Origin of the sequence: Cupriavidus neocaledonicus, assembly GCF_000372525.1 — a bacterium.
Classification (GTDB): domain Bacteria; phylum Pseudomonadota; class Gammaproteobacteria; order Burkholderiales; family Burkholderiaceae; genus Cupriavidus; species Cupriavidus neocaledonicus.
Window position 1 is genome coordinate 352,303 of the sequence record NZ_AQUR01000106.1, and the last position, 25,796, is coordinate 378,098.

At 68.7% G+C, this 25,796-nt stretch carries 23 protein-coding genes and 1 pseudogene; 13 read left to right on the top strand and 11 right to left on the bottom strand.

What is annotated here, in order from left to right; genetic code table 11:
- The first annotated feature begins 117 nt into the window (after positions 1 to 117).
- The 8 genes from A3AG_RS0127495 to A3AG_RS0127530 all read left to right on the top strand — a co-directional run bounded on the left by A3AG_RS0127495 (position 118) and on the right by A3AG_RS0127530 (position 8,060).
- Positions 118 to 849, top strand: a complete 732-nt coding sequence (locus A3AG_RS0127495; RefSeq protein WP_018008499.1) for an iron-containing redox enzyme family protein — start codon at positions 118 to 120, stop codon at positions 847 to 849.
- A gap of 25 nt (positions 850 to 874) precedes the next feature.
- Complete coding sequence (locus A3AG_RS0127500) at positions 875 to 2,320, top strand: aldehyde dehydrogenase family protein (RefSeq protein ID WP_018008500.1); 1,446 nt, start codon at positions 875 to 877, stop codon at positions 2,318 to 2,320.
- A gap of 28 nt (positions 2,321 to 2,348) precedes the next feature.
- Entirely contained in the window at positions 2,349 to 2,828 is a 480-nt protein-coding gene (locus tag A3AG_RS0127505) for a GlcG/HbpS family heme-binding protein (protein WP_018008501.1), read from the top strand.
- Between the two features lie 21 nt (positions 2,829 to 2,849).
- The gene (locus tag A3AG_RS0127510) at positions 2,850 to 3,851 is read left to right on the top strand and encodes a 2Fe-2S iron-sulfur cluster-binding protein (RefSeq protein WP_018008502.1); all 1,002 of its coding nucleotides are present in this window, start codon (positions 2,850 to 2,852) and stop codon (positions 3,849 to 3,851) included.
- A 70-nt stretch (positions 3,852 to 3,921) separates the two neighbouring features.
- Positions 3,922 to 4,632: a GntR family transcriptional regulator gene (locus A3AG_RS0127515; protein WP_018008503.1), complete on the top strand. Its 711-nt coding sequence runs from the start codon at positions 3,922 to 3,924 to the stop codon at positions 4,630 to 4,632.
- Between the two features lie 160 nt (positions 4,633 to 4,792).
- Complete coding sequence (locus A3AG_RS34270) at positions 4,793 to 4,969, top strand: hypothetical protein (protein WP_018008504.1); 177 nt, start codon at positions 4,793 to 4,795, stop codon at positions 4,967 to 4,969.
- Between the two features lie 257 nt (positions 4,970 to 5,226).
- The gene (locus tag A3AG_RS0127525) at positions 5,227 to 6,711 is read left to right on the top strand and encodes an amidase (RefSeq protein WP_018008505.1); all 1,485 of its coding nucleotides are present in this window, start codon (positions 5,227 to 5,229) and stop codon (positions 6,709 to 6,711) included.
- A 44-nt stretch (positions 6,712 to 6,755) separates the two neighbouring features.
- Positions 6,756 to 8,060 carry an MFS transporter gene (locus A3AG_RS0127530; protein ID WP_018008506.1) on the top strand — a complete coding sequence of 435 codons (1,305 nt, stop codon included), beginning with the start codon at positions 6,756 to 6,758 and terminating at the stop codon, positions 8,058 to 8,060.
- Positions 8,061 to 8,082: 22 nt separating this feature from the next.
- Here A3AG_RS0127530 and A3AG_RS0127535 read toward each other — a convergent pair whose 3' ends face one another.
- The 4 genes from A3AG_RS0127535 to A3AG_RS0127550 all read right to left on the bottom strand — a co-directional run bounded on the left by A3AG_RS0127535 (position 8,083) and on the right by A3AG_RS0127550 (position 13,324).
- Positions 8,083 to 8,853: a sulfite exporter TauE/SafE family protein gene (locus A3AG_RS0127535; RefSeq protein ID WP_018008507.1), complete on the bottom strand. Its 771-nt coding sequence runs from the start codon at positions 8,851 to 8,853 to the stop codon at positions 8,083 to 8,085.
- Positions 8,850 to 9,881, bottom strand: coding sequence for a phosphate acetyltransferase (gene pta, locus A3AG_RS0127540; RefSeq protein WP_018008508.1), 1,032 nt, complete (start codon positions 9,879 to 9,881; stop codon positions 8,850 to 8,852). Before pta ends, A3AG_RS0127535 begins: the two co-directional genes overlap by 4 nt.
- 226 nt (positions 9,882 to 10,107) lie before the next feature.
- Positions 10,108 to 11,874 carry a sulfoacetaldehyde acetyltransferase gene (xsc, locus tag A3AG_RS0127545; RefSeq protein WP_035849826.1) on the bottom strand — a complete coding sequence of 589 codons (1,767 nt, stop codon included), beginning with the start codon at positions 11,872 to 11,874 and terminating at the stop codon, positions 10,108 to 10,110.
- A 373-nt stretch (positions 11,875 to 12,247) separates the two neighbouring features.
- Positions 12,248 to 13,324, bottom strand: a complete 1,077-nt coding sequence (locus A3AG_RS0127550; protein WP_018008510.1) for a 4-hydroxyphenylpyruvate dioxygenase family protein — start codon at positions 13,322 to 13,324, stop codon at positions 12,248 to 12,250.
- 125 nt (positions 13,325 to 13,449) lie between these two features.
- On the opposite strand from A3AG_RS0127550, the gene A3AG_RS0127555 reads away from it, so the two are divergent.
- The 3 genes from A3AG_RS0127555 to A3AG_RS0127565 all read left to right on the top strand — a co-directional run bounded on the left by A3AG_RS0127555 (position 13,450) and on the right by A3AG_RS0127565 (position 17,022).
- Positions 13,450 to 14,457: a shikimate dehydrogenase family protein gene (locus A3AG_RS0127555; RefSeq protein WP_018008511.1), complete on the top strand. Its 1,008-nt coding sequence runs from the start codon at positions 13,450 to 13,452 to the stop codon at positions 14,455 to 14,457.
- 108 nt (positions 14,458 to 14,565) lie between these two features.
- Positions 14,566 to 15,894, top strand: a complete 1,329-nt coding sequence (locus A3AG_RS0127560) for an MFS transporter (RefSeq protein ID WP_018008512.1) — start codon at positions 14,566 to 14,568, stop codon at positions 15,892 to 15,894.
- A gap of 63 nt (positions 15,895 to 15,957) precedes the next feature.
- Positions 15,958 to 17,022 carry a porin gene (locus tag A3AG_RS0127565; RefSeq protein ID WP_018008513.1) on the top strand — a complete coding sequence of 355 codons (1,065 nt, stop codon included), beginning with the start codon at positions 15,958 to 15,960 and terminating at the stop codon, positions 17,020 to 17,022.
- Positions 17,023 to 17,211: 189 nt separating this feature from the next.
- On the opposite strand, the gene aroQ is transcribed toward A3AG_RS0127565, so the two are convergent.
- The gene (aroQ, locus tag A3AG_RS0127570) at positions 17,212 to 17,670 is read right to left on the bottom strand and encodes a type II 3-dehydroquinate dehydratase (RefSeq protein WP_018008514.1); all 459 of its coding nucleotides are present in this window, start codon (positions 17,668 to 17,670) and stop codon (positions 17,212 to 17,214) included.
- Between the two features lie 103 nt (positions 17,671 to 17,773).
- Between aroQ and A3AG_RS0127575 the strand changes: the two genes are divergently transcribed.
- Positions 17,774 to 18,721, top strand: coding sequence for a LysR family transcriptional regulator (locus A3AG_RS0127575; protein WP_018008515.1), 948 nt, complete (start codon positions 17,774 to 17,776; stop codon positions 18,719 to 18,721).
- Between the two features lie 10 nt (positions 18,722 to 18,731).
- Here the strand turns inward: A3AG_RS0127575 and A3AG_RS0127580 are convergent, their stop codons facing one another.
- Entirely contained in the window at positions 18,732 to 19,499 is a 768-nt protein-coding gene (locus tag A3AG_RS0127580; RefSeq protein WP_018008516.1) for an IclR family transcriptional regulator domain-containing protein, read from the bottom strand.
- A 132-nt stretch (positions 19,500 to 19,631) separates the two neighbouring features.
- On the opposite strand from A3AG_RS0127580, the pseudogene A3AG_RS32090 reads away from it, so the two are divergent.
- A pseudogene (locus A3AG_RS32090) lies at positions 19,632 to 20,495 on the top strand (sugar phosphate isomerase/epimerase family protein); the annotation flags it as partial.
- Positions 20,496 to 20,520: 25 nt separating this feature from the next.
- On the opposite strand, the gene A3AG_RS0127590 reads toward A3AG_RS32090, so the two are convergent.
- The 5 genes from A3AG_RS0127590 to A3AG_RS0127610 all read right to left on the bottom strand — a co-directional run bounded on the left by A3AG_RS0127590 (position 20,521) and on the right by A3AG_RS0127610 (position 25,731).
- Positions 20,521 to 21,432 carry a DMT family transporter gene (locus A3AG_RS0127590; RefSeq protein WP_018008518.1) on the bottom strand — a complete coding sequence of 304 codons (912 nt, stop codon included), beginning with the start codon at positions 21,430 to 21,432 and terminating at the stop codon, positions 20,521 to 20,523.
- Positions 21,433 to 21,564: 132 nt separating this feature from the next.
- Positions 21,565 to 22,740 carry a c-type cytochrome gene (locus A3AG_RS0127595; protein WP_018008519.1) on the bottom strand — a complete coding sequence of 392 codons (1,176 nt, stop codon included), beginning with the start codon at positions 22,738 to 22,740 and terminating at the stop codon, positions 21,565 to 21,567.
- A 31-nt stretch (positions 22,741 to 22,771) separates the two neighbouring features.
- Positions 22,772 to 23,665 carry an ABC transporter ATP-binding protein gene (locus A3AG_RS0127600; RefSeq protein WP_018008520.1) on the bottom strand — a complete coding sequence of 298 codons (894 nt, stop codon included), beginning with the start codon at positions 23,663 to 23,665 and terminating at the stop codon, positions 22,772 to 22,774.
- Positions 23,659 to 24,714: an ABC transporter permease gene (locus A3AG_RS0127605; RefSeq protein ID WP_018008521.1), complete on the bottom strand. Its 1,056-nt coding sequence runs from the start codon at positions 24,712 to 24,714 to the stop codon at positions 23,659 to 23,661. The genes A3AG_RS0127600 and A3AG_RS0127605 overlap by 7 nt, the downstream gene beginning before the upstream one ends.
- A gap of 3 nt (positions 24,715 to 24,717) precedes the next feature.
- Entirely contained in the window at positions 24,718 to 25,731 is a 1,014-nt protein-coding gene (locus A3AG_RS0127610; RefSeq protein ID WP_018008522.1) for an ABC transporter substrate-binding protein, read from the bottom strand.
- Positions 25,732 to 25,796: the final 65 nt, after the last annotated feature.

Genomic DNA, 25,796 nt, shown 5'->3' on the forward strand with positions numbered 1-25,796 from the left:
CCTTGTCGTCGCTGGCTGACTGTATATAGTATACAACCGTGCCGGAGGCCACCCCGAGGCGAGTTTTCCGGTATTCCCCACAGCGCATCGCCCACACCGACAACCAGGAGTCCCGTCATGGCCGAACTGATGAACCGCGAAGCATTCCGTGCCGCCCTCGAACAAGCGATCCAAGGCAAGAGCGCCAACCAGGCGCCGTTCAGCGTGGCCTGGGCCAGCGGCAAGCTGACCCGCGCCCACCTCGCGCGCTGGGCCGAGAACCACTACCACTACGTCGGACCGTTCGCGGATTACCTCGGCTACATCTATGCGCGCACGCCTGACCGCTATACCGAGGCCAAGGACTTCCTGCTGGCCAATATGTACGAGGAAGAGATCGGCGGCGATCGCCACACCGACCTGCTGATCCGCTTTGCCGAAGCCTGCGGCACCACGCGCGAGCGCGTGATCGACCCGGACAATATGTCGCCCACCACGCGCGGCCTGCAGAGCTGGTGCTACGCGGTGGCGATGCGCGAGGACCCGATCGTGGCCGTGGCCGGCCTGGTGGTGGGGCTGGAATCGCAGGTGCCGTCGATCTACCGCAAGCAGACGCCGACGCTGCGCGACAAGTACCAGTTCACCGACGAAGAGGTCGAGTTCTTCGACCTGCATATCGTCTCGGACGAGATCCACGGCGAGCGCGGCTACCAGATCGTGCTCGAGCACGCCAATACGCCGGAGCTGCAGCAGCGCTGCCTGAAGATCTGCGAGATCGGCGCGCAGATGCGCCTGCTGTACACGACCGCGCTCTACCACGACTACGTCGAACAGGAGCTGCCGCTGCCCGAACTGGACATGGCCGCCTGAGCGGCGCCACGCAACGGGATCGACGATGACCGTGTTCCTCAACCATATCGACGGCGAATGGACGGCCTGCCAGTCGGGCCGGACCTTCGACAACGTCAACCCGGCCGACAGCGCCGACCTGGTGGGCCGCTTCCAGGCCTCGTCAGCGGCGGACGCGCAGGCGGCCGTGGCGGCCGCGGCGGCGGCCTTTGCCGGCTGGAAGAAGACGCCGGTCGGCAAGCGCGCCGCCATGCTCACCCGCGCCGCGGACCACCTCGAAGCCAACGCCGACAGCATCGCGGCCGAGCTGACCCGCGAGGAAGGCAAGGCGCTGGCGCTGGCGCGCGACGAGGTGCTGCGCTCGGCCCAGACGCTGCGCTTCTATGCCGTGGAAGGACAGACCTTCACCGGCGAGGTGTATCCCAACGACGATCCCGACCAGCTCGTCTACAGCCAGCGCGAGCCGCTCGGCGTGGTGACGGTGATCGCGCCGTGGAATTTCCCGCTGTCGATTCCCGCGCGCAAGATCGCGCCGGCGCTGGTCACCGGCAACACGGTGGTGTTCAAGCCGTCGTCCGAGGCGCCGCTGTCGGGCTACCGGCTGGCCGAGGCGCTGGTGCGGGCGGGGCTGCCCAAGGGCGTGCTCAACTTCATCACCGGCAGCGCCGGGGAGATCGGCGCCGCCATCACCGAGGCGCCGGCGGTGCGCGCGATCTCGTTCACCGGCTCTTCTCGCGCAGGCGAGCAGATCCATCGTGCGGTGCCGCTGACCACGCGCACGCAGATGGAACTGGGCGGCAAGAATCCGCTGATCGTGATGGAGGATGCCGACCTGGACCGCGCGGTCGACCTCACCGTCAAGGGCGGCTTCTCGCTGTCGGGGCAGGCGTGCACCGGCACCAGCCGCGTGCTGGTGGCCGCATCGGTGCAGGCCGCCTATACCGAACGCCTGCTGGCGAAGGTGGCAACCCTCAAAATCGGCAGCGGCATGACGCCGGGCATGGACCTGGGGCCGCTGGCCTCGCAAAAGCAGCTGGAAACCGTGCTGCGCTACATCGACATCGGCAAGTCCGAGGCGACGCTGCTGTGCGGTGGCGCGCGCCTGACCGGCGGTGATTTCGACAAGGGCTACTACGTTGCGCCGACGGTATTCACCGACGTGACCCCGCAGATGCGGATTGCGCGCGAGGAGATCTTCGGGCCGGTGATCGCCATCCTCGGCTTCACCGACTACGCCGACGCCATCGACAAGGCCAACGATACCGAGTACGGCCTGGCCGCGGCCATCGTCACCAGCAACCCGCGCTACATCCACCACTTCGCCAGCGACATCGAGGCCGGCACGGTCAAGATCAACCGCACCACCACCGGCAACCTCGTCAACGCGCCGTTCGGCGGGCTGAAGCGGTCGAGCACGTCGACCTTCCGCGAATCGGGCCGCACCGGGCTGGAGTTCTATACGCAGGTCAAGACCGTCTACCGGGGCGCCTGAGCCCGTCCCGCAGCAAGGAGTCATCGTCATGAAGAAAGCCATCAAGCTGGAACTGCGCGAAGCGCGCCACATGGTTGCCGCCGCGATCCGGCGTTCGGAGGAAATCGGCGTGCTGGAGTCGATCTGCGTGGTCGACGAGGGGGGCTACCCGCTCGCGCTCGAGCGCATGGACGGCGCCCGCATCACCGGTCCGCAGATCGCGTGGAACAAGGCGTTCACCGCCGCGGGCCACAAGCGCTCGACGCACCTGTTCACCACGCCGCCGAACGGGCCGGCGCTGCCCGGCAACGAGGCCTTCGGCATCCAGTGGAGCTTCGAGGGCAAGTTCGCCGCCTTTGTCGGCGGCTTCCCGATCGTGGTCGACGACGAAGTGATCGGCGGCATCGGCCTGTCCGGCGGCAACGGCGAGCAGGACACGCAGGCCAGCCTGGCCGCGCTGCAGGCGCTGGCCGAACTGCTGGCGCCGCAGGACCTGCGGGTGCTGGTGCAGGCCGACATCAAGAAGTAAGCACGCTTGCCGGGAGGTTCCATGTCGTACCGCATCCAGGTCGCCGAAACCGAGCAGGTCTTCTTTGTCGAGCGCGGCGAGACGCTGCTGCAGGCGGCGCAGCGCGCGGGCGTTGCCTTGCGCCACGACTGCCAGCTGGGCGGCTGCGGCACCTGCCGCATCCGGCTGCTCGACGGACAGGTGCGCTACGACGAGGAACCGTTCGGCCTGTCCCCTGACGAGGCCGCGGCGGGTTTCGCGCTGGCGTGCCAGGCGCGGCCGCAGGCCGACCTGATCATCAGCACGGCGCGCGATGACGAGGCCTGCGCCGAACCGGCGCGGCATCGCGCGCTGGTGCGGGCGCTGCGCCCGCTGTCGGCCGACGTCATGCACGTCGAGCTGGAGCTGCCCGAGGCGGGGGCGCTGGATTACCGGCCCGGCCAGTACTTGAAGCTGTTGAGCGGGGACGGGCTCGCGCGCAGCTTCTCGATGGCTTCGGTGCCGCGCGACGGGCGCATCGACCTGCATGTGCGGCGCATTCCGGGCGGCGCCTTTACCGATGGCATCCTGCCGCGCATGCGCGCCGGCGATGCGATCGAGGTCGAACTGCCGCTGGGCAGCTTCTTCTACCGCGCTAGCGACTACCGGCCGCTGCTGATGGTGGCCACCGGCACCGGCCTGGCGCCGATCAAGGCGATCCTGGAATCGCTGATGGACGATCCCGACTGCCCGCCGGTGTCGTTGTACTGGGGCATGCGGCAGGCGCAGGACCTGTACCTGCACGACGAGATCCCGGCCTGGGGCGAACGGCTCTACGACTTCCGCTACGCGCCGGTACTGTCGCGTGCCGGTGCGGACTGGCAGGGCAGGCGAGGCTATGTGCACGACGCGGCGCTGGCTGACCTGGGCGACCTGAGCGAATACGCCATCTACCTGTGCGGCTCGCCCGACATGATTCGTGACGCGCGTGCGGCCTTTATCGCGCATGGGGCCAGTCCGGACCACCTCTACGCCGACAGCTTCACGTTCCAGCACCTTTGTTAGGACATGACGGCATGCAGAAATGGCTGGTATACAATGACGCCAGCCTCTCCGCTTACGCCTTTGCCGACCCATGTCCCTCACTTCGTCTCCTGCCGCGCCCGCCGAGCCGCTGAGCCTCGGTGCCAGCCACTCGCCGCTGTTCGCCCTTGTCACCGACAAGCTGCGCGAAGGCATCCTGAACGGCAAATACGCGCCGGGCGAACGGCTGGTGGAGAACAAGCTCTCCGCGGAACTCGGCGTATCGCGCATCCCGGTGCGCGAGGCGCTGCGCGCGCTCGCCAGCGAAGGGCTGGTGGTGATCGAGCCGCGCCGCGGCGCGACCGTGGCCAGCCTGTCGCCGGTGATCGCGCGCGAGATGGTCGAAGTGCGCGCCACGCTGGAGGGCCTCAACGCCAAGCTCGCCGCGCAGCGTCGCGACCCGGCCCTTGTGGCGGAGCTCGAAACCGTGTTGCGGCAGGGCATGGAGGCCGCGGCGCAAGGCCGCGCGGATGAACTGCTGGCGCTCAATACGCGCTTCCATGAGGTCCTCGGCACCATCGCCGCCAATAGCGTGCTGCAGGAAATGATGCGGTCGCTGCGCGAGCGCACCGCGGTGCTGTTCGGCCCGGCCAACGTCGTGCGCGCGCGCCAGAACTGGGACGAGCACGCGCAGATCCTGCAGGCCGTGATCGCCGGCGACGCCGATCTTGCGGCATTGCTGGCCGCGCGCCATGTCTACAGCGCCGCCAGGGCCGCTGACCTGCCGGTGGACGGGCAGGGCAGCGCGGCGCAGGCGGCCTGAACCCTTCGGCGGCCCGGGCGGTCCCGTCGTGGTCCTGGCGCGCGACACTATCCCTGATCCCGATGCCGGGGTGCCCACGGGCGGGGCATGGCATGCCCTGATATGACGCACTGCACCAATTGAGTGTATACTGTAGTCATTCAAGGTTACGAGATTTGCCATGCGGTCGCCCGAACAACACTACCTTTCGCAACCCGTCGGCCAGCAGCTGCTGGGCCACTTCGCCGCGCGCGATGCGGTGCGCCATGCCACGCCGCTGGTACCGCTGCGGCTGCGCGATATCGGCCGCTTCTTCCTTGCACTGGGCGGCCGCGCGCCGCGCCGCGGCCACTGCTAAGCCACACTGAATGACGCGCGGCGGGCCTCGCCGCGCAGCCCCTGGCAACTCCCGCCTCTCCCCTGGCACGCGTCCTGCGGGCCATGCCTCCCTGTCATCCCAAAGTCCCGTGCGCCGCGCAGGCGGTGTGCGCCGCTCGCATTGTCCTTGCACATCGCGCGACACGGAATATAGTATACCAACGCAATCGCGGTACGCCTGAGCCCCTCATACGCCCCCACCGCGCCGAATGGCGCGGATAACGACAAGGAGCCGATGTGAACCTGCCCGACCGGACCACTGGCGGATGTCCGCCGCTATGGCAAGTGGCGCAGCGGCTTGCCGACGGCACGGTGTCGTCGCAGCAACTGGTGGACGCCTGCGAGGCGGCGCAGGAGCAATGGCACGGCACCATCAACGCACTGGTGCGGTCGGATTTCGGCGCGGCCCGCGCGGCGGCGCGCGACAGCGACCGGCGCCGCCGTGCCGGCCAGGCGCGCGGCGTGCTCGACGGCGTGCCGTTCTCGGTCAAGGAGTCGTTCGATGTCGCCGGCTGGCCCACTACCTGCGGCAATCCTTCCCTGCGCGGGCACGTGGCGGGGCGCGACGCGGTGGTGGTGCAGCGCCTGCGCGATGCCGGCGCGATCTTGCTCGGCAAGACCAATGTCCCGCTCGGCCTGCGCGACTGGCAGAGCTACAACGCGATCTACGGCACCACCCGCAACCCGCACGATCCGACGCGCACGCCGGGCGGCTCGTCCGGCGGCAGCGCCGCGGCGGTCTGCGCCGGCCTGTCTTTCTTCGACGTGGGTTCCGACATTGGTTCCTCGCTACGCAATCCGGCGCACTACTGCGGCATTTTCTCGCTCAAGCCCAGCCACGGGCTGGTGCCGCTGGCTGGCCACGGCACCGGTGCCGCGCGCTTCGGCGAGCAGGACATCAATGTCGCCGGCCCGCTGGCGCGCAGCGCGCGCGACCTGGAACCGGTATTGCGCGTCATCGCGGGCCCGGATGGCGACGACGCGCTGCCTTATCGGCTGCAATGGCCGGAATGCCCGCACCGCCGGCTCGCCGACTTCCGCATCGCCGTGCTGCCCACCCATGCCCAGGCGCCAGCGGACGGCGAGGTCGCCGCGCAGATCGAGCAGCTGGGCCACTGGCTGGCCGGGCAGGGTGCCCGTGTCGGCTGGCACGAACGGCCGGACTTCGACGCCGGCGAGCTATGGCACGTCTACGTGACGCTGCTGCGCGCCACCACCTCGGTACACATGGATGACGCCGCCTTCGCCGATGCGCTGGCGCGCAGCGCCACCGCCACCGCCGGCGATCACGACTACGCGACCCTGCAGTACACCGGCGCGACGCTGCGCCACCGCGACTGGCTGCGCCTGCAGGTGGCGCGTGAACGCTTTGCCGCCGCATGGCGCAGCTTCTTCGCCCGCTACGACGTGCTGCTGTGCCCGGCCGCCGCTACCACGGCGTTTGCGCTCGACGAGGCCGGCGAGCCGTGGCAGCGCACGCTGACCGTCAACGGGCGCCCGCAGCCGATGACCACGCAGCTGTTCTGGGCCGGCCACTCCGGCCTGTGCGGCCTGCCCTCCGCCGTGGCGCCGATCGGCACCGGTGCCGGCGGTCTGCCGGTCGGCGTGCAGATCGTCGCCGGCCGCTACCAGGATCTCACCGCCTTGCGTTTTGCCTGCCTGCTGGAGGAAGCAGGCTATGCCTGCCGGCCGCCCGCCTTGCCCGCGGCGCACCGCAGCTGACTACAACCGACCACAACACATCACACACCACTGGGGAGGGGATCATGTTCGATTGGTTCCGTGATTTGTCGCGCATGGAGCGCAAGGGATTCTATGGCGCGTTCCTGGGGCATGCCGTCGACGTGTTCGACTTCATGATTTATTCCTTCCTCATTTCCACGCTGCTGGGGCAGTGGGGCATGAGCAAGTCGACGGCCGGGGCGATCGTCACCTGGACCCTGGTGTCATCGCTGGTCGGGGCCATCGGGGCCGGCATCCTGGCCGATCGCTATGGCCGCGTGCGCGTGCTGCGCTGGACCATCATCGTATTCGCGGGCGCGTGCTTCCTGTGCGGGCTGGCGCAGTCGCCGGAGCAACTGATGGTATTCCGCATGATCCAGGGGCTGGGGTTCGGCGGCGAGTCGTCGCTGTGCATGGTGCTGGTGACCGAGATGATCCGCAACCCGGCGCACCGCGGCAAGTACTCGGGCTTTACCGCGAGCAGCTATTCCTTCGGCTGGGGCGCGGCGGCGATCGTTTATGCGATCACGTTCAGCGTGCTGCCGGCGGAGACGGCATGGCGCGTCTGCTTCTTCCTCGGCATCCTGCCGGCGCTGGTGGTGATCTACCTGCGCCGCAACCTGGAAGAGCCCGAGATCTTCCTGAAGAGCCGTGCCGCCGGCCACCACGGCTCGGCGCTGGCCGCGCTGGGCCGGCTGTTCCGCGGGCCGCTGCTGGCCAAGACGCTGCTGTGCAGCCTGCTGTCCGGCGGCATGCTGGGAGCGTACTACGCCATTGCCACGTGGCTGCCCACCTTCCTCAAGACCGAGCGCGGCCTGTCGGTATTCGGCACCAGTTCCTACCTGACGGTCACCATCATCGGCTCACTGGCCGGCTACGTGGCGGGCGCCTATGCCACTGACCGCTGGGGCCGGCGGCTGACGTACATCGTCTTCGCCGCGGGGGCGTTCATCGCCGCGCTGGTCTACATGGTGATCCCGGTGTCCAACACCTCCATGCTGTTCCTCGGCTTTCCGCTGGGCGTGCTGATGCAGGGCGTGTTCGCCGGCATCGGCGCCACCATCGCCGAGTCCTATCCCAACGATGTCCGCGCGACCGGATATGGCGTCTCCTACAACGCCGGCCGCGTGATCGGCTCGCTGTTTCCGTTGTCGGTGGGATGGCTCAGTTCAGGGCACACCTCGCTGCCGACCGCGATCGCGATTGTCGCCGGGGTCGGCTATGCGATGGTGGTGGTGGCTGCCGCGCTGTTGCCCGAAACCACCGGCATGGACCTGGAGCAGGCCGGCGGCGGTGGCGGCCAGGAAGACGCCGCACCGCTGGCGCGGCCGGCGGGAACGGTGGCCTGAGAGGGGGGACTGTGCCGGCGACTCAGCGCAGCCACGCCGATATCGCCGGCAGCATCAGGCTGACCCCGATCCCGATCAGCACCCCGAACGCGATACGCCGCGTCGTGGTCGGCGAGAAGGGCGGCGGAAAGCGCCGTCCCAGCAGCGTGGCAATCACCACCACCGGCACCCCGACCGCGGCCTGCAGCCAGATCGCGGCGTCGAGTTGGCCCTGCCAGGCCGAGAACAGCGTGCGCACGGACGAGGTCACGGTGAACACCAGGATCAGCGCGCAGCGGATTTCCACCGGCTTCATCGGCTGCCGGTAGAACTGGAAGATCAGCGGCGGCCCGGAAACGCCGAACATGCCGCTCAGCAAGCCGCCGAAGACGCCGCTCATGAAGAAGCTGCCGTCGCCGGAGCGTTGCGGCAGCGGCTCGGGTTTGAAGGCGGCGCTGAGGCCGCCGTACAGGATCACCGCGCCCAGCAGCAGCTGCAGCAGCGTGGCGGCGGTGCTGCTCAGGTATTCCAGCACCAGCACGCCGACCAGCACCGAAGGCAGGATGCCGATCGCCGCCGCGCCCACGGCGCGCCAGTCGATGTGCCGGAACTTGCCCGGCAGCGCGCAGGCGCTGTTGGCCAGCGTCACCAGGCTGACCACGGCTGCCACGGTGGCCACCGGCGCCAGACCCAGCCCGCTGGTGGCGCCCATCACGATCATGCCGAGCCCGAATCCGGTCACCGTCTGGAAATAGGTGCCGGCACCGAGCAGGGCCTGCAGTCCCAGCAGCGGCAGCAACAATTCCGCTTTCATGCCGCCTGCTCGCCTTTTGTGGCCGTTGCCGCGCTGGCTTGCGCCTGGACCACGGTAACGGCGATGACATGGAACACGTCGTCGGCGCTGCAGCCGCGCGAGAGGTCGTTGGCGGGCCGGTTCAGGCCCTGCAGCATCGGACCGATGGCCTTGGCGCCGCCGACGCGCTCGGCCAGCTTGTAGCCGATATTGCCGGCTTCCAGGCTGGGGAACACCAGCACGTTGGCGTGGCCGTTGACCTGCGAATGCGCGACCTTGCGCGCGGCGATCTCGGCGACGATGGCGGCATCGAGCTGCACGTCGCCGTCGATGGCCAGGCCGGGGCGCTGCGCGCGCACGCGCTCGGTCGCGGCCACGACCTTGTCGACGGCGGCATGGTGGGCGCTGCCGCTGGTCGAGAACGACAGCATCGCCACGCGCGGCTCGTCGTTCAGCAGGGCGCGCGCGCTGTCGGCAGCGGCCATGGCGATATCGGCCAGCGCCTCGGCATCGGGGTCTACCACCAGTCCGCAATCGGAGAAGATCAGTCCACCCTTGAGGGTGTGGAACGGCTCGCACAGCATCATCAGGAAGAAGCTCGACACCAGCCGGAAGCCGGGGGCCAGGCCGATCAGCTGGATCGCGTTGCGCACGACGTCGGCGGTGGTGTGGGCAGCGCCCGCGACCGAACCATCCGCATGGCCCAGCCGCACCATCAGGTTGGCAAAGCACAGCGGATCGAGCACGGCGCGCTTTGCTTGGTCGAGCGTCATGCCCTTTTTCTGGCGCAGCGCGAAGAGCTGCTGGGCGAAGGAGGGCGTCAGCGCCGAGGTGGCGGGATCGACCAGCGTCATGCCGTCCAGCGCGATGCCGTGGATGGCCGCGGCGGCGTTGATCTGGCGCGAGTCGCCCACCAGCACGATGCGCGCGATGCCTTCCTGCGTGGCGCGTTGAGCGGCCTGCAGGATGCGCGGGTCGTCGGCCTCGCACAGCACGATGCGGCGGGGGGCGGCGCGGGCGCGGTCAATGATGCGGAGGATGGGTTTCATGGTTGGCTCGGTGAAACTGAAAAAAGGGCCGAAGCCCTTGTCATACCTGCGGTTTGCTCCCCTCTCCCGCTTGCGGGAGAGGGGCCTGGGGTGAGGGCAGGCGCGTGGCAAGCTCGACGGCGCTTCACGCCGTGGACGCTCTCGCCCTCACCCCAACCCTCTCCCGCAAGCGGGAGAGGGAGCACACCGACCGCAAGCGCGGCGCCTGGGCAAGCTCAGGCCGGACTCAGACGTAGTCCTTGTACTTGTCCAGGTAACGCACCGGCTTGGCCAGCGCATCGCGGCGGAACGGGTCGCCCAGTTCGCGGGTGCACATGATCTCGATGATGGTGGTCTTGCCGTGGTTCATCTGCAGGTCGATGGCGCGCTTCAGAGCCGGGCCCACGTCTTCCAGGCGGTCCACCACGATGCCTTCGGCACCCATCGCCTTGGCGATGCCGGCGAAGCTCTGGTTGTCGAGCTCGCCCGCGACGAAGCGGCGGTTGTAGAAGTCCACCTGGTTCTTCTTCTCCGCGCCCCACTGGCGGTTGTGGAACACCACCGCGGTCACCGGGATGTTGTGGCGCACGCAGGTCATGGTTTCCATCAGGCTCATGCCCCAGGCGCCGTCACCGGCGTACGACACGGCCGGGCGATGCGGCGCCGCGACCTTGGCGCCGATGATGGTGGGGAAGGCGTAGCCGCAGTTGCCCCAGCTCATCGCCGCGAAGAAGCTGCGCGGCTTCTCGAAGCGCAGGTAGCTGTTGGCCACCGAGTTGATGTTGCCGATGTCGGTCGACACCATCACGTCTTCCGGCATGGCCTTTTCCAGCTCGCGCAGCACCTGGCGCGGATGCAGGTAGTGGCCGCCGGTGGGCGTGCGCTCGTTCTTCTGTTCTTCGATCATGTCGAGGCTGTACGGGTCGCGCTCGTGCGTCCAGTCGTCCAGCTCCTTCTCCCACGCGGCCTTCTCGTTGGCGATTTCGGTGGCGCGGCCATCGCGGGTGGCGTCGCAGGCCAGCGTGCGGCCGGCCAGGCGCTGGGTCAGCGCGATCGCCGCGGCCTTGGCGTCGCCGCAGATGCCGACCGAGATCTTCTTCACCAGGCCCAGCATCTTGTGGTCGGCGTCGATCTGGATGATTTTGGCGGTCTTGGGCCAGTAGTCCATGCCGTGCTGCGGCAGCGTGCCGAACGGCCCCAGGCGCGAGCCCAGCGCCACCACCACGTCGGCGCGCGAGATCAGCTTCATCGCCGCCTTCGAGCCCTGGTAGCCCAGCGGGCCGCACCACAGCGGATGGCTGGCCGGGAACGAGTCGTTGTGCAGGTAGCTGTTGACCACCGGTGCGCCGAGGCGCTCGGCCAGCGCCTTGCATTCCTCGATGGCATCGGCCATCACCACGCCGCCGCCCGAGATGATCACCGGGAACTTGGCGTTGGCCAGCAGCTCGGCAGCGTCGTTCAGGCTCTGCTCGCCGCCGGGGCCGCGGTCGAGGTGCTGCGGCTTCGGAATCTCGGCGGTGATCTTGCCGTAGAAGTGGTCGCGCGGGATGTTCAGCTGGGTCGGGCCCATTTCGGCCTTGGCGCGGTCGAAGCAGCGCGCGGTGAACTCGGCCATGCGCGCCGGGTTGGTGACGTGGCCCTGGTACTTGGTGAACTCCTGGAACATCGGCAGCTGGTTGGCCTCCTGGAAACCGCCCAGGCCGATACCCATGGTGCCGGCCTCGGGCGTGACGATCACCACCGGGCTGTGGGCCCAGTAGGCGGCGGCGATCGAGGTCACGCAGTTGGAGATGCCGGGGCCATTCTGGCCGATCACCACGCCGTGGCGGCCCGACACGCGGGCATAGCCGTCGGCCATGTGGCCGGCGCCTTGCTCGTGCACCACCGGGATCAGGCGGATGCCTGCCGGCGCGAAGATGTCCATCGCGTCCATGAAGGCCGAGCCCATGATGCCGAACATGTCGGTCACGCCGTTGGCGGCCAGCGTTTCGACGAAGGCTTCGGACGGGGTCATGGTCTGCGGGCCGGCCGGTACCTGGCTGTCCTTCGCGGCGGCCGAGCCACCGGAAACGGCGGGTTGCTTGGTGGTTTCGAGGTCGCGCATGGCGGGTGTCTCCTGGTTGGGGTGTTATAAAGTGGAACAGTGCGTTCCGGAAAATTGATGCGTTGGTCGAAATGTAGGCCGAAGATCAGCCGGCGTCAACAAGAAGTTTTGGTTTACGGAATGGATTTCACTAAAAAATGAGACAAAACGCGTTTATGAGTGCTTGATGAGGCACTAGAAAGCTGGCGAGGGAGGAGCGGAAAGCGAGACAGCGCCGGCATGGGAGCCGGCGCAGGAGGAAGGCAGGAGGGAGCGCGCCGCGGCTACGTGGCGGCGCAGCGCGTCAGCGTGTCGACAGCGCTTCGAGTACCGGCAGGTTGCCCTCGCCGAAACCCTGATGGCCGTCACGCTGGACGACCTCGAAGAAGAACTCGCCCGCCTCGCGCTTCAGGAAGGCTTGCAGGAAGCGCTCGCGCGGGACGGTGCCATCGACCAGGATGCCGTAGCGTTGCAGGGCGGCAAGGTCGAGTCCATGGCCTGGCACGCGGGCTGGCACCGAATCGTAGTAAGCCGGCGGCGGCTGCACGAACTGCACGCCACGGCTGGCCAGTGCCGCGGCGCTGGCGACAATGTCCTCGCTGGCCAGGGCAATGTGCTGGACGCCTTCGCCGTGCTGATCCGACAGGTAATGCCGCATCTGGTCGTGCCGCGGCGTTCCTTTCTCGTACAGCGGGATGCGGATGCTGCCGCATGGCGATACCAGTGCATGGGATTCGCCGCCGCTGCGCAGCGCCCTGAACCCGAGCACCTTGCGGTAGAACTCCAGCCATTCTCCCAGGTGGCCGGGATCGACGGCCTGGGTCAGGTGGTCGACGCGCAGCAGGCCGGCGTCCGAGCTGTCGCCGTCGGGCGGCAGCGGCCGGAAATCCACGTCGTAGATCGAGATGTCGCCGACATCGCCCGGCCGGCCCTCCTTGCCGCGCCAGCGGTCGATGAAATACAGCACCGACTGACCGATTCCCTGGACGGCGGGGATATTGAGCTCCATCGGCCCCACCGTGCCGCCCTCGAACGGCCATGCGCCGGCCTCCAGCGCCCGCGCGAACGCCACCGCGGCATCGTCGACCCGAATCCCGATCGCACAGATCGACAATCCATAACGCGCCGCATAGCGCGTGGCAAACGAATCCGGCTCGGCATCGACGATGAAATGCATCTCGCCCTGCCGGTACAGCTTCACCGCCTTGTGCCGATGCCTGGCGATGGCGGCGAAGCCGAGGCGTTCCAGCGTGCGGCCGAGTGCGGCGGGATCGGGCGAAGCGAACTCGATGAATTCATAGCCCCGGATGCCGAGCGGGTTGTCCCATGGGCTTGCATCCGGGCGGGGGGTGTGGGAGGAAGAGGCGGGGGCGGCGCTCATAGTCCTGGCTCCTGTCTGAGGCATTGCGGGGCCTTGCGGCGACGACCGATAGTAGCAACGGCGCCGCGGCTGCCCGCGCGTTGGGGCCCCTCGCGACCGCCTCGTAGAAACCCGTATTCGATGCCTTGATCGCGCATGTGCGATCACTAATCGCGCAGAGTGCTGTAAAAGGCAATTGGCGCGGCCACGAACGGCCACTAATCTCCGGTCACCGACGCGCCCCCGTCCCCTTGCCGAGCCTTGCAAAGAGGCTTGAGCCGGAGTTCGGAAGCGCGAAATTACCGGAACCCAGGCTCATCATGATCCACGGCAAGACCACGCTCATCCCCCACATCGGCTATCCGACCGAATCGTTCAAGGCGCCGATGATCTACAACCCCTGGTTCGAACGGCAGGGCATCGATGCCGCCGTGATCCCGATGGGGATCAAGCCCGACGACTACGCGACGGTGTTCCCCGCGCTGTTCCGCATGACCAATATCCGTGGCGCGCTGATCACCATGCCGCACAAGGTCGCCACCGTCGAACTGGTCGACGAACTTACGCCCGCTGCGCGCATCGCCGGCGCCTGCAACGCGGTGCTGCGGCGCGACGACGGCACGCTGGTCGGCGACCAGTTCGACGGCGAAGGCTTTGTGCGCGGCATCCGGCGCAAGGGCTGCCGGCTGGAAGGCGCGCGCGCCATCGTCTCGGGCAGCGGCGGGGTGGGCAGCGCCATCGCCGCATCGCTGGCGGCGGCCGGCGTGGCCGAGCTGGCGCTGTTCGACGCCCGCGAGACGGCGGCGCGGGCCCTGGCGCAGCGTCTCGCCGCGCACTACCCGGCGTTGCGCGTCAGCATCGGCTCGGCCGACCCGGCTGGCTTCGACGTGGTGGTCAATGCCACGCCGCTGGGCATGCAGCCCGCCGATCCGCTGCCTTTCGACGTGGCCCGCATCGCTCCCGGCGCGATGGTCGGCGAGGTGGTGATGAAGCAGGAATACACGCCGCTGCTGCAGGCCGCGCTGGCCCGCGGCTGCAAGGTACAGGTGGGCGCCGACATGCTGTTCGAGATGATCCCGCCCTACCTGGAGTTCTTCGGCTACGGCACGGCCACGCCCGACGCGCTGCGCGAGGTGGCGCAGCTCCGCTACTGATGCATCGACGGGCACGGGCGCAAGCCCTTGCCCCATCGCCGCGCGAGGCCACCACACAAAGGCACGCCGGCAAAGCAGACTTCCTATCCATTGGTGGAGACAGACAACATGGCAACGACTCACAAGGAGCTGCCAGCGGCGGCCGCGTTCGGCAACTCGCTCGGCGACAAGGTGCGTGCCGCCTTTGCCTTCGGCAAGGTGCGCTGGGGCATGCTCGCGCTGGTATTCTTCGCGACCACGCTGAACTATGTGGACCGCGCCGCGCTGGGCGTGCTGCAGCCGGTGCTGGCCAAGGCCATGGCCTGGACCGCGCAGGACTACGCCAATATCAACTTCTGGTTCCAGGTGGGCTATGCCATCGGCTTTGCGCTGCAGGGCCGCTTTATCGACCTGGTTGGCGTCAAGCGCGCCTTTGCGCTGGCGGTGCTGCTGTGGAGCATCGCCTGCGGCGCGCATGCGTTCGCGGCGTCGGCGGTCGGCTTCATGATCTGCCGCTTCTTCCTCGGCCTGTCGGAAGCGGCCAACTACCCGGCGTGCGTCAAGACCACGCGCATCTGGTTCCCGGCCAGCGAGCGCGCCATCGCCACCGGCATCTTCAACGCCGGCACCAATGTCGGCGCGATGCTGACCCCGATCATGCTGCCGCTGATCCTGCAAGCCTGGGGCTGGCAGGCCGCGTTCCTGGTGATCGCCTCGCTGGGCGCGGTCTGGCTGGCGTTCTGGTTCACGCGCTACCACAACCCGGAGCAGCACCCGACCGTCACCGCCGCGGAACTCGCGCACGTCACCCGTGACATCGATCCGCCGGCGCAGCGCATCCGCTACACCCAGATCCTGCGCATGCGCGGCACCTGGGCTTTTGCACTGGCCTACGCCATCACCGCGCCGGTGTTCTGGTTCTACCTGTACTGGCTGCCGCCGTTCCTCAACCAGCAATACCAGCTCGGCATCAGCGTGACGCAGATGGGCATTCCGCTGATCGTGATCTACCTGTGCGCCGACGTGGGCAGCGTGGGCGGCGGCGCGCTGTCATCGTGGCTGATCGCGCGCGGCATGCCGGCGGTGCGGGCGCGGCTGCTGTCGATGCTGGTCTTTGCCGTCTGCATCGTTTCGGTGGTGATGGCCGCCGGCGCCAGCAGCCTGTGGATGGCCGTGGCGGCGATCTCGGTGGCGATCGGGGCGCACCAGGCATGGACCGCCAATATCTGGAGCATGGTGATGGACTACACGCCCAAGCACGTGGTCAGCTCGGTGTTCGGCTTCGGCGGCATGATCGGCGCGATCGGCGGCATGTTCATGACCCAGCTGGTGGGCTATGTGCTGACCGTGACCAACAACAACTACGCGGTGCTGTTCACGATGATCCCGTGCGCCTACTTCATCGCGCTGACGTGGCTGTTCTTCGTCGCCCCGCGCAAGGTGCCCGAGGCCGCCTGATCACGATCCCCGCTGGCTTGCATTAGCCGGCGAGACGACAACAAAGACCGAGACAACACTCCGATGCATAAACGATTCATTGCGCTGCTTGCGCTCAGCGCGGGCAGCGTGCCCGCTGTCGCCCAGACTTCAGGTGGCGTCACGCTCTACGGGCTGCTGGATACCACCATCCGCTACAGCACCAACGAAGACACGGCAGGCCACGACCGCACGCAGATGACCGACGGCGTGCTGACCGGCAGCCGCTGGGGCATACGCGGCACCGAGGATATTGGCGACGGCAACAAGGCGTGGTTCATTCTTGAGTCGGGCTTCTCGCCCGACACGGGAACCAGCCAGCAGGGCGGGCGCCTGTTCGGGCGTACCGCTGTCGTCGGCTTCGACGGGCCTTACGGCAAGCTCGCGCTCGGCCGCCAATACACGCTCGCGCATGAAGTGTTGTCGTCGTATGAGGCCATGGCCTTTGCCAACAACTCCATCGTCGGCTACCAGGGCGGCAACTACACCGGGCTGCGCTACGACAACACGCTCAAGTACATCAAGAGCTTCGGCGGCCTGCAGGTGGCGGCGGCCTACACCTTCGGCGAGGTGCCGGGCAGCATGAAGACGAATTCCGCCGCGGCGGGATCGCTGGTGTACAGCTCGGGACCGCTGGAAATCGGCGCGGTCTACCAGCAGACGCAGAACGTCACCTCGGCCTATTTCGGCGCGGTGCCGGCGGCCCAGGCGAGCAAGCAGACGGTGTGGGGCCTGGGCGGGACGTGGAAGGCGTCGCGGTCGCAATACTACCTGGGCTATACCAACAACCGGCTCGACGTGGCGGACTATCGCAACCACGTGGGTTATGTCGGCACGCGCTTCAGCCTGACGGAGGCGCTGGCGTTCATCGGCACGTTCCAGTACGACTGGCTGCGCCACGCGGGGCAGGGCGGCAAGCGGCTGACCACCGCGGGCATGCTGGACTACAACTTCAGCAAGCGTACCGATGTGTATGTGGAGGTGGACTACACCCACCTGCAGGGGCAGTGGATCGCGCTGAACAGCGCGGCGGCGTTTGTGAGCAGCGGCAATACGTATGGGAACAAGACGCGGCTGGGGGTGATGGCGGGGGTAAGGCATAAGTTTTAAGAGCGCAGGCTAATCCATCGCCACGGGTGTGCTCCCTCTCCCGCCTGCGGGAGAGGGTCGGGGTGAGGGCCGGTGCATCCACCGCGTGATGCGCTGTCGTGCTTGCCGCACGCCTGCCCTCATCCCCGGCCCCTCTCCCGCGAGCGGGAGAGGGGACCAAACCGCCGGCGTGCGACGGCTGCCGGCAAGTCAGGCAGTTGCCCCCGTCACCTGCGCCACCGCGGCCACCGCGAGCCCATACCCCTTCACCCCAAGCCCTGCCATCACCGCCACCGCCACCGGCGAAATCCACGACTTGTGCCGGAACGCCTCGCGCGCATGCACGTTGGAGACGTGGTACTCGATCACCGGCACGGCCGCGCCCTTGATCGCATCATGCAGCGCGATCGAGGTATGCGTGAGCGCGCCCGCATTCAGCACCACGCCGGCCATCTCGCCGCTCGCGCACAGCCTGCCCGCCTCGTGGATCCAGTCGATCAGCTGCCCTTCGTGGTTGGTTTGCCGGCACTCGGCCCGCAGCCCGAGCCGCTGCGCTGCCTGCTCGCAGACGCGCTCCACATCGGCCAGCGTGTCGCTGCCATAGACGGCCGGCTCGCGCGTGCCGAGCAGGTTCAGGTTGGGCCCGTTGAGCACCAGTACTGTCTTCATCATGTCTCCTTCATGTCTGCGGTAACGTCTGCTGTCGGCCGCGACGCTGGCGCGGCCAGGGCCGATAGCCTATCGTTTAGCCCTCGCCCCATCATCGACTGCCATGGAAATTCAGCATGCGCCCAGCGCGCACAATGACCCGTTCTTGCGTGACCTGCGTCTGTTCTGCACGGTGGCGCGGCGCGCCAGCTTTATCGCCGCGGCCCAGGAGACAGGCATTTCGCCGGCCCATGTGAGCAAGCGCATTGCCATGCTGGAGGCCATGCTCGGCGCGAAGCTGTTCCACCGCACCACGCGCCGGGTCAGCGTCACGGCCGAAGGCGAGAGCGCGTTCGCGTGGGCGCAGAAGATCCTGGAAGACGTCGACGGCATGCTGGAAGCGGTCGGCGGTGCCGGCGGCGAGGCGCGCGGGCAGCTGCGCATCGCCACCAGCCTGCGGCTGGGGCGGCGGCACGTGGCGCCGGTGCTGTCGCTGCTGCGGCAGCAGCATCCGGGGCTGGAGGTATGGCTGGAATTGCTGGACCGCCGCGTCGACCTGATCGGCGAGCAGTTCGACCTCGATATCCGGGTGGGCGACGTGCAGGAGCCGCACCTGATCGCCAGCCGCATCGCCACCGGCAGCCGCGTGCTGTGCGCGGCGCCGGCCTACCTGGCGCGGCGCGGCATGCCGGAGCATCCGTCAGACCTGCCGCGCCACGACTGCCTGCTGCTGCGCGAGCGCGACCAGGCCTTCGGCGTGTGGCGTCTGCAGGGGCAGGACGGCGGCTGGGAGACCACGAAAGTCACCGGCCCGATGGCATCGAACGTTGCCGACGTGACGCACGAGTGGGCGCTGGAAGGCTACGGCATCATCATGGCGTCGGTCTGGGACGTGGCCGCCGCGGTGCGGGCGGGCGACCTGGTGCGCGTGCTGCCGGGCTGGCAGCATCCGTCCGACATCTGGGCCGTGACCAGCGCGCGGGCTTCTGGCTCGGCGCGCATGCGCGTGTGCCTGGCGTTCCTGAAGGCGCAACTGACACAAGGGCCGCACGCGCTGGCGACGTCGCTGTAAGACCAGGCCGCTACAGCACGCGCATGATCAGCAGCGCCGTGTCCTGCAACACCTGCAGCACGCGGTCCAGCGCCTGCTGCGGGGTCTCGTCGCCGATCGGCATGTTGACCGACAGCGCGGCGATCACCTTGCCGTGGCGATCGCGCAGCGGCACCGCCACGCCGCGCACGCCGGTCTGCAGTTGCTGCTCGAGCATCGCGTAGCCCTGCGCGCCGGCCTTGCGGATTTCTTCCAGCAGCCGGTCGTGCTGCAGGATGGTGTAGGGCGTGTAGGGCGCCAGCACCACGGTTTCCAGCCAGGCCCTGACCTGTTCCTGCGGCCGCGACGCCAGCATCATCACGCCGGCCGATCCGAGCGGCGCCGGCACCCGCGCGCCCAGCACGAAGCCCGTGCTCATCACGCGGTTGGTGCTGGTGCGGGCGATGAACACCAGCTCCCAGCCGTCGAGCACGCTCAGGTAGGCGGCCTCGCCAAGCTGCGCGGTGATCTGCTGCAGGAACGGCTGCACCGTGCGCGGCAGCCGCGCCGAATCGAAATAGGACCAGCCCACCTTGAGTACGCGCGGCGTCAGGCTGAACAGCGTGCCGTCGCTGGTGGTGTAGCCCAGGTGCTCCAGCGTCAGCAGGTAGCGGCGCGCGGCGGTGCGCGTCAGGCCGGTGCGCTCGGCCGCCTGCGTCGGCGTCAGCCGCGGATGGTCGTGGTCGAAAGCCTCGAGGATGGCGAGTCCCTTCTCCAGCCCGGCGATCCAGTCGCGCCGGTTCAGCGGTTCGTTTTCCAATGGTTAACCCTTGCTTCGCGCGATGCGTGATTGCGTTGGAGCGATTGTCGCACGCGGGCGCGCGAATGACGGTTGTTGCGGGCAATGATGGCTCATAACCTTGGGAAATCCAAGCTGCCCCGTTTGACCGCCATGACTCTCTTATCTGCTCCGCTGCGCAAATCGATCGCCACCGTTACCTTGTCGGGGTCGCTGCCGCAGAAGCTGCAAGCCGCCGCCGACGCCGGTTTCGACGGTGTCGAGATCTTCGAGGATGATCTGCTGCAGTTCCCCGGCACGCCCGCCGAGATCCGGCGCATGGCCGGCGACCTCGGCCTGCAGATCCTGCTTTACCAGCCGCTGCGCGATGTCGAGGCCATGCCGGGCGGCCTGTCCGCCGCGGAGCTGGCGCGCGCCCAGCGGAAGTTCGATGCGATGGAGCAACTCGGGGTCGGGCTGGCCCTGGTCTGCAGCAACGTGCAAGGCGCGGCGCTCGACGATCCCGCGCGCGCGGCCGACGACCTGCGCGTGCTGGCCGACGCCGCGGCCCGCCGCGGCCTGCGGCTGGGCTACGAGGCGCTGGCCTGGGGCCGCCATGTGCGCCGCTGGCGGCAGGCGTGGGACATCGTGGAGCGCGCCGCGCATCCGGCGCTGGGGCTGATGCTGGACAGCTTCCATACGCTGGCGCTCGGCGACACGCTCCATGGCCTCGATACGGTGCCGGCCGAACGGATCTTCTTTGTGCAGTTGGCCGACGCGCCGCGACTGTCGCTGGACGTGCGCACCTGGAGCCGCCACCATCGCAATTTCCCGGGCCAGGGTGACCTGCCCGTAGTCGGCTTCACGCGTGCCGTGCTGGGGGCGGGCTATCGCGGACCGCTGTCGCTCGAGGTGTTCAACGATGCCTTCCGCGCGGCGCCCCCGTTGCCGGTTGCGCAGGATGGACGGCGCTCGCTGGAATGGCTGGAGGCGGTGACGAACGGCGGGCCCTTGGCCCCGGCAGCGCGCGCCGGCGGCACGGCTCTCGCGGCACGCTGAAACGCTATACCGCGCTCGCTTGCTGCGCCGCCGGCGGTGCCGGCAAGGCGCGCTCGCGGGCCGCCACCGCGGTGCCGGCCACGCCGCTGGCGGCGATCATCGCCACGCCCAGCAGCGACCAGGCATCGGGCAGCCAGCCGAACACCAGCCAGCCGCCCAGCATGGCAAAGGCGATCTGCAGGTAGAGATAGGGGGTCAGCACGCCGACCGGCGCGCGCGCATAGGCCAGCACCAGGAACATGTGCCCGGCGCAGCCGGCGAGCGCCATGCCTGCCAGCAGCCACCAGTGCAGCGTGTCGACATGCCAGGTCCAGGCCAGCGGCAACGCCACTGACAACAGCACCGCGGCAATGCAACCGGTATAGAAATGCGTGGTGCCGGCGCCGTCGGTCCGGGTCAGGACGCTGGTCAGCAACTGGTAGGCGGCATTGAGGCAGACCGCCGCCAGCGGCAGCAGCATGGCGAGCTCCACGTCGGCGCCGGGGCGGATCACCACCAGCGCGCCGGCAAATCCGGCCAGCAGGCAGAGCCAGCGCAGCGCCGACATGCGCTCGCCGAACAGCGTTGCTGCCGCCAGCGCGATCGCCAGCGGCGTCAGGCTGACCACCGCGGTGAACTCGCCCACCGGCAATACCTGCAGGCTGAAGAAGGCGCAGGCGCTGGACATCAGCATCGTCACCGCGCGCGTGGCCTGCAGCCACGGCCGGCGCGTGCGCAGCAGGATGCGGCCGCGCGCCGGCAGCAGCACCGCGCCGGTCAGCGCAGCCTGCGCAAGGTAGCGCACCCACAGCGCCATCACCACCGGCACTGCGGCGCCGGTGATCTTGGTCATCGTGTCGAGCGCGGCAAAGCATGCCACCGCGGCAACCATCAGGGCGATGCCCTGCAGGGGCCGCGAACTTCCCACGGCGCTCATGGCGCCACCCTTAACCGCAACATGTCGGCGTTCCAGGCTGGTCCTTCATGAAGCCGAGGGTACTGTCCCGGACGAGGCTGGTGGCGGCGGCGGCCGGAAAGTCAGAATTCGCTGCGAGCGAACAATCCCTGCTCAATGGATGAAACCGCCCTTGACGAAGCGAACCGGCTCGGCATCCATGCGCAGCAGCAGCGCCGTCAGGCCGTCGGTGCCGGCACGCGTGGTCCGCGTCGCGGCAGCCGGTCCGGACACGCAGACCAGGTCGGCGTCGGACCATGCGCGGCCCGGCGTGCCGCGCGCGCGCAACCATCCGGCGCGGTCGGCCAGCAACTGGGTGCCGGCCAGCTTCGCCGGCGGCAGGCCGGCAATCGCCGCCATGGCCTGCCAGGCCTGCGCCGAAGCCGCCGCGCAGCCGGCGCGGAAGCGCGGCACCTGCGCCGGCACGCGGCCGTCCGGTGTGACGAGCACGGTCAGGAAGCGCGGGTCTTCATACGGCAGGGTAGCGGCGCTCTCGTCCACCGCCACCAGCCGCACGCGCTGTTCGCCGCGCCAATGCGACAGCGCCACGGGGGACGCCTCGCCGCAGCGGACGGCCATCTCGGGCAACCGCAACGGCACCGGCCAGTTACCCTCGGGACTGTTGGCCGCAGACAAGGCCTTCATGTAGTCGATCACGGCCCAGGCCTCGCGCTCGGCAAGCTGGCCGCGGAATGCCGGCATGGTTTGCTGGCCGCGGCGGTCGCGCATGCCGTACAGCACATGCCAGAACAGTTCGCCATCGGCGCGGCGCGCGAGCAGGGGGCTGGCCAGCGTCGGCGGCCATTGCGGCAGGCCGGCGGCCAGCGGTCCTTCGCCGCGGCCGTCGTCGCCGTGGCATGCGGCGCAATGCTGCGCGTAGACGCGTTGCCCCAGCGCGATGGCGTCGACGTCAAAGCGGGTAGGGCTGGCGTGCAAGCTGGTGGGGCTGGCGGGGCCGAGCAGCAGCGACACCTGCGGCCAGGGCGCGAGCAGCAGGGCCAGTACCGCCGCCGCCAGCAGCGCGGCGCGGCCCCGACGCCAGGCAACGGCGACGGCGACCGCCAGCACGGCAAAGGCGAGCGCGCACAGGCTGAAGCCGACCTGCCGTGCCAGGGCAAGGTCGATCAGCAGGGTTTCGCCGGCAATGCGCCGTGCCCACGGCCAGGCCGGCTGGCCATGGCTGGCGCCGGTCAGGCCCAGCGCATGCCACAGCCAGAGCAGGCCCAGCTGGCATTTCTCGATCAGGACCAGCAGTGCATTCAGCCACGCCTGGGGCGGGGGGCCGCTCATGAGGTGGCCCGCCGGATGCTGCAATCGGTCATTACCAGCTCGCGTCCAGTCCCAGGTGGCGCAGCGCTTCGTGCCGCAGTGCGGTCAGGCGCGGGTCGCCGCGATGGCGCGGGTAGGGCAGGTCGACCTTGAGTTCCGCGGCGATGCGCGCGGGCCGCTGGCTGAACACGATCACGCGCTGCGCCAGGAACAGCGCCTCTTCCACGTCATGCGTGACCAGCAGCGCCGAAAAGCGCGAGCGCTGCCACAGCTCGACCAGGTCGCTCTGCATTGCCAGCCGTGTCAGCGAATCGAGCTTGCCCAGCGGCTCGTCCAGCACCAGCAGGCGCGGATCGTTGACCAGCGCGCGCGCCAGCGCCACCCGCTGCGCCATGCCGCCGGAAAGCTGGTGCGGGAACGCGCGCGCAAACGATTCCAGCCCGACCCGGCGCAGCGCGTCGTCGACGCGATGGCGCTGCTGTGCAAGGATGCCCTGCGCCTGCAGCCCAAGCGCGACGTTGTCCCAGACGCGGCGCCACGGGTACAGCGTCGGATCCTGGAACACCACGATGCGCGAGGGATCGGGCTCGGTGATGGGCGTGCCGTCCTGCAGGATCTCGCCCGACGCGGGCTGGTCCAGGCCGGCGACCAGCCGCAGCAGCGTGGACTTGCCGCAGCCGCTGGGGCCGAGCAGGGCAACGAATTCGCCCGGCGCGACATCGAGGTCGACGTCGTCGAGGACCTGCAGGCGCTCGTTGCCGTGGCCGAACCAGTGGCTGACGCCGTGGATGTCGATACGAGCCCCGTTCAGTACGCCGGTTTCATCCCCTGCGGCCGCGTCAACTCCCCTCCCCCCCGACCCCTCTCCCACTGCGCGGGAGAGGGGGGCCTTCTGCGGGCGCACGTGAGATCTCGATGCTTTCCACCGCTCCACCACGCTCACCATTTCACCGTCCCCTTCTGCCACGACAACACCCGGTCCCGCGCCACGAACAGCAGCGTGATCACCCCGGAAAACAGCAGCGCCATCACGATCAGCGCCGCATACATGTTCACGTATGAAGCCCAGCCCTGCGCCCAGGTCAGGTACCAGCCCAGTCCCGATTTCACGCCCATCATCTCCGCCGTCACCAGCACCGAGAACGATGCCCCCAGCCCCATGAACAGCCCCACAAACACCTGCGGCAGCGCCGCGGGAATCGCCACGCGCAACACCAGGAACCAGCCTGACGCGCCCAGCGTGCGCGCCACGTCGTAGTAGCTCTTGTTGACGCCGGCGACGCCCGACCACGTCAGCACGGCCACCGGGAAGGCAGTCGCCAGCGCGATCAGGAACACGGCCGCCGAATAGCTCGACGGGAAAAAGTAGAAGGTCAGCGGCAGCAGCGCAGTCGACGGCAGCGGCCCCAGCACGCGCAGCACCGGGTGTACCCAGTAGCCGATGCGGCGCGACCAGCCGATCGACACGCCGACCAGGAAGCCCACCAGCCCGCCATACGCCACGCCCAGCCCCAGCAGCTTCAGCGTATTGATCACGCTGTCGCCGAGCCTGCGCCAGTCATCGGCATAGACCTCGATCAGCGCCTGCGGCGGCGCGAAGAACGGCGTCGGCAGGATCGCGGTCTTGGCGGTCAGGATCTCCCACGCGGACAGCACCGCCGGCACTGCCACCAGCCATGGCCCAGCGGTGCAAAGTGCGGCCAGCGGCCGCCGCAGCGCGCGCACGTGCTGGCCGCCCAGGGCGAGCAGCGCCAGCAGCGCGGCCGCCGCCAGCGCGGCCAGGCCCAGTTCCTCCGTATAGGCCCAGTCGCTGAAACCCACGACGTGGTTGGGCCAGCGCCACGTCAGCGCACCGAACGCGGCCCATGCCAGCGCCGCGACCAGCCCGACGGGCCAGATGCGTGCCGGAGCGGCGTCGTCCGCGGCGGCGTGGGAAGCCGCCGCGGCCGGCTGGCGCGCCAGCCGCGCATCGAATGCAGGTTGGCTTGTCGTCATCGCTTACCCCAGGACGTTGGCGTAGACGTGCTGCGCCAGGCGTTTGGCATCGGTGGTCTTCTTCAGCACGCCGATGCGGCGGAAATCGTCGGCATAGAATGCAATCTCGTCGCGCAGGTCGGCACCGGTCGGATGGTGGGTGTAGGTCAGCGTCGCGTACAGCTTGCGCAGGTCGTCCGGATTGATCTTCGGCGAGTATCTGGCGAAGACCTTGGCGGCCTCGTTCGGGTTCTCCTTGACGTAGTCGGTGGCCTGCACGATGGCGCGCGCCAGCGACGCGGCGGTGGGGCGGTCGTTGCGCACCAGTTCGCCGCGCGCGCCGACCACGCAGCACACCTTGCGCGCGTACTCGCCGGTCAGGTTGGTAGCCAGCTCCACGTAGGCGCCGTTGGTGCGCTTCTCGAGCAGGTAGAGGTTGGGATCGCCGTCGGCGATGGCCTGGATCTCGCCCTTGTCGACCGCCACGCCGAGCAGGTCGGCCGGGTACTGGCGCCATGTAATGTCCCTGTCCGGGTCGATGCCGTTCTTGGCCAGCAGGATGGTGAAGAAGTGCTTGCCGGGCGCGGCCAGGTCGCTGACGCCGACGGTCTTGCCCTTCAGGTGCTGCAGGCTGGTCACGCCCGCGGCCTTCGATCCCACCAGCCGCACGCAACCACCGTGCGAGCTGCCGATGATCTTGACGTCGAAGCCGGCCTCCAGCGGCTTGAGCCAGCGGTGGATCATGCCAACCGCGGCATCGGCCTTGCCGGTGGCGATCGATTCCAGCAGCTGGTCGGTCGAGCCGCTGTAGTTGATCAGGTCGACCTGCAGCCCGTTCTTCTCGAAGAAGCCTTTCTCCTGCGCCACCACGATCGGCGTCAGGCAGAACGAGTTCTGGTTCCAGGCGAAGGTCAGCTTGCGCGGCGCTGACCGGGCCTGGCGGCCGAGGATCAGCGCCGGCGCCGCGATGGCAGCGGCGCTGGCAAGACGCAGCACGCTGCGGCGGCGCGGGTCGGTGTCGTTGTGCTTCTGGCTCATGGAGAGACTCCCCGATTCTTGTTGTGGGTATGTTTGCAGGTGTGTTGTGGTGGCGTATGGCTGCG

Bases quoted from the DNA above. Each gene is read 5' to 3' on its own strand.
- A3AG_RS0127535 (WP_018008507.1), bottom strand. From the start codon at position 8,853: ATGAAAGCGGAATTGTTGCTGCCGCTGCTGGGACTGCAGGCCCTGCTC.
- A3AG_RS0127560 (WP_018008512.1), top strand. From the start codon at position 14,566: ATGGCAACGACTCACAAGGAGCTGCCAGCGGCGGCCGCGTTCGGCAAC.
- A3AG_RS0127515 (WP_018008503.1), top strand. From the start codon at position 3,922: ATGTCCCTCACTTCGTCTCCTGCCGCGCCCGCCGAGCCGCTGAGCCTC.
- A3AG_RS0127550 (WP_018008510.1), bottom strand. From the start codon at position 13,324: ATGAGCGCCGCCCCCGCCTCTTCCTCCCACACCCCCCGCCCGGATGCA.
- A3AG_RS0127600 (WP_018008520.1), bottom strand. From the start codon at position 23,665: ATGGTGAGCGTGGTGGAGCGGTGGAAAGCATCGAGATCTCACGTGCGC.
- A3AG_RS0127575 (WP_018008515.1), top strand. From the start codon at position 17,774: ATGGAAATTCAGCATGCGCCCAGCGCGCACAATGACCCGTTCTTGCGT.
- A3AG_RS0127500 (WP_018008500.1), top strand. From the start codon at position 875: ATGACCGTGTTCCTCAACCATATCGACGGCGAATGGACGGCCTGCCAG.
- A3AG_RS0127565 (WP_018008513.1), top strand. From the start codon at position 15,958: ATGCATAAACGATTCATTGCGCTGCTTGCGCTCAGCGCGGGCAGCGTG.
- A3AG_RS0127610 (WP_018008522.1), bottom strand. From the start codon at position 25,731: ATGAGCCAGAAGCACAACGACACCGACCCGCGCCGCCGCAGCGTGCTG.
- aroQ (WP_018008514.1), bottom strand. From the start codon at position 17,670: ATGAAGACAGTACTGGTGCTCAACGGGCCCAACCTGAACCTGCTCGGC.
- pta (WP_018008508.1), bottom strand. From the start codon at position 9,881: ATGAAACCCATCCTCCGCATCATTGACCGCGCCCGCGCCGCCCCCCGC.
- A3AG_RS0127495 (WP_018008499.1), top strand. From the start codon at position 118: ATGGCCGAACTGATGAACCGCGAAGCATTCCGTGCCGCCCTCGAACAA.
- A3AG_RS0127510 (WP_018008502.1), top strand. From the start codon at position 2,850: ATGTCGTACCGCATCCAGGTCGCCGAAACCGAGCAGGTCTTCTTTGTC.
- xsc (WP_035849826.1), bottom strand. From the start codon at position 11,874: ATGACCCCGTCCGAAGCCTTCGTCGAAACGCTGGCCGCCAACGGCGTG.
- A3AG_RS0127590 (WP_018008518.1), bottom strand. From the start codon at position 21,432: ATGAGCGCCGTGGGAAGTTCGCGGCCCCTGCAGGGCATCGCCCTGATG.
- A3AG_RS0127595 (WP_018008519.1), bottom strand. From the start codon at position 22,740: ATGAGCGGCCCCCCGCCCCAGGCGTGGCTGAATGCACTGCTGGTCCTG.
- A3AG_RS0127530 (WP_018008506.1), top strand. From the start codon at position 6,756: ATGTTCGATTGGTTCCGTGATTTGTCGCGCATGGAGCGCAAGGGATTC.
- A3AG_RS34270 (WP_018008504.1), top strand. From the start codon at position 4,793: ATGCGGTCGCCCGAACAACACTACCTTTCGCAACCCGTCGGCCAGCAG.
- A3AG_RS0127605 (WP_018008521.1), bottom strand. From the start codon at position 24,714: ATGACGACAAGCCAACCTGCATTCGATGCGCGGCTGGCGCGCCAGCCG.
- A3AG_RS0127505 (WP_018008501.1), top strand. From the start codon at position 2,349: ATGAAGAAAGCCATCAAGCTGGAACTGCGCGAAGCGCGCCACATGGTT.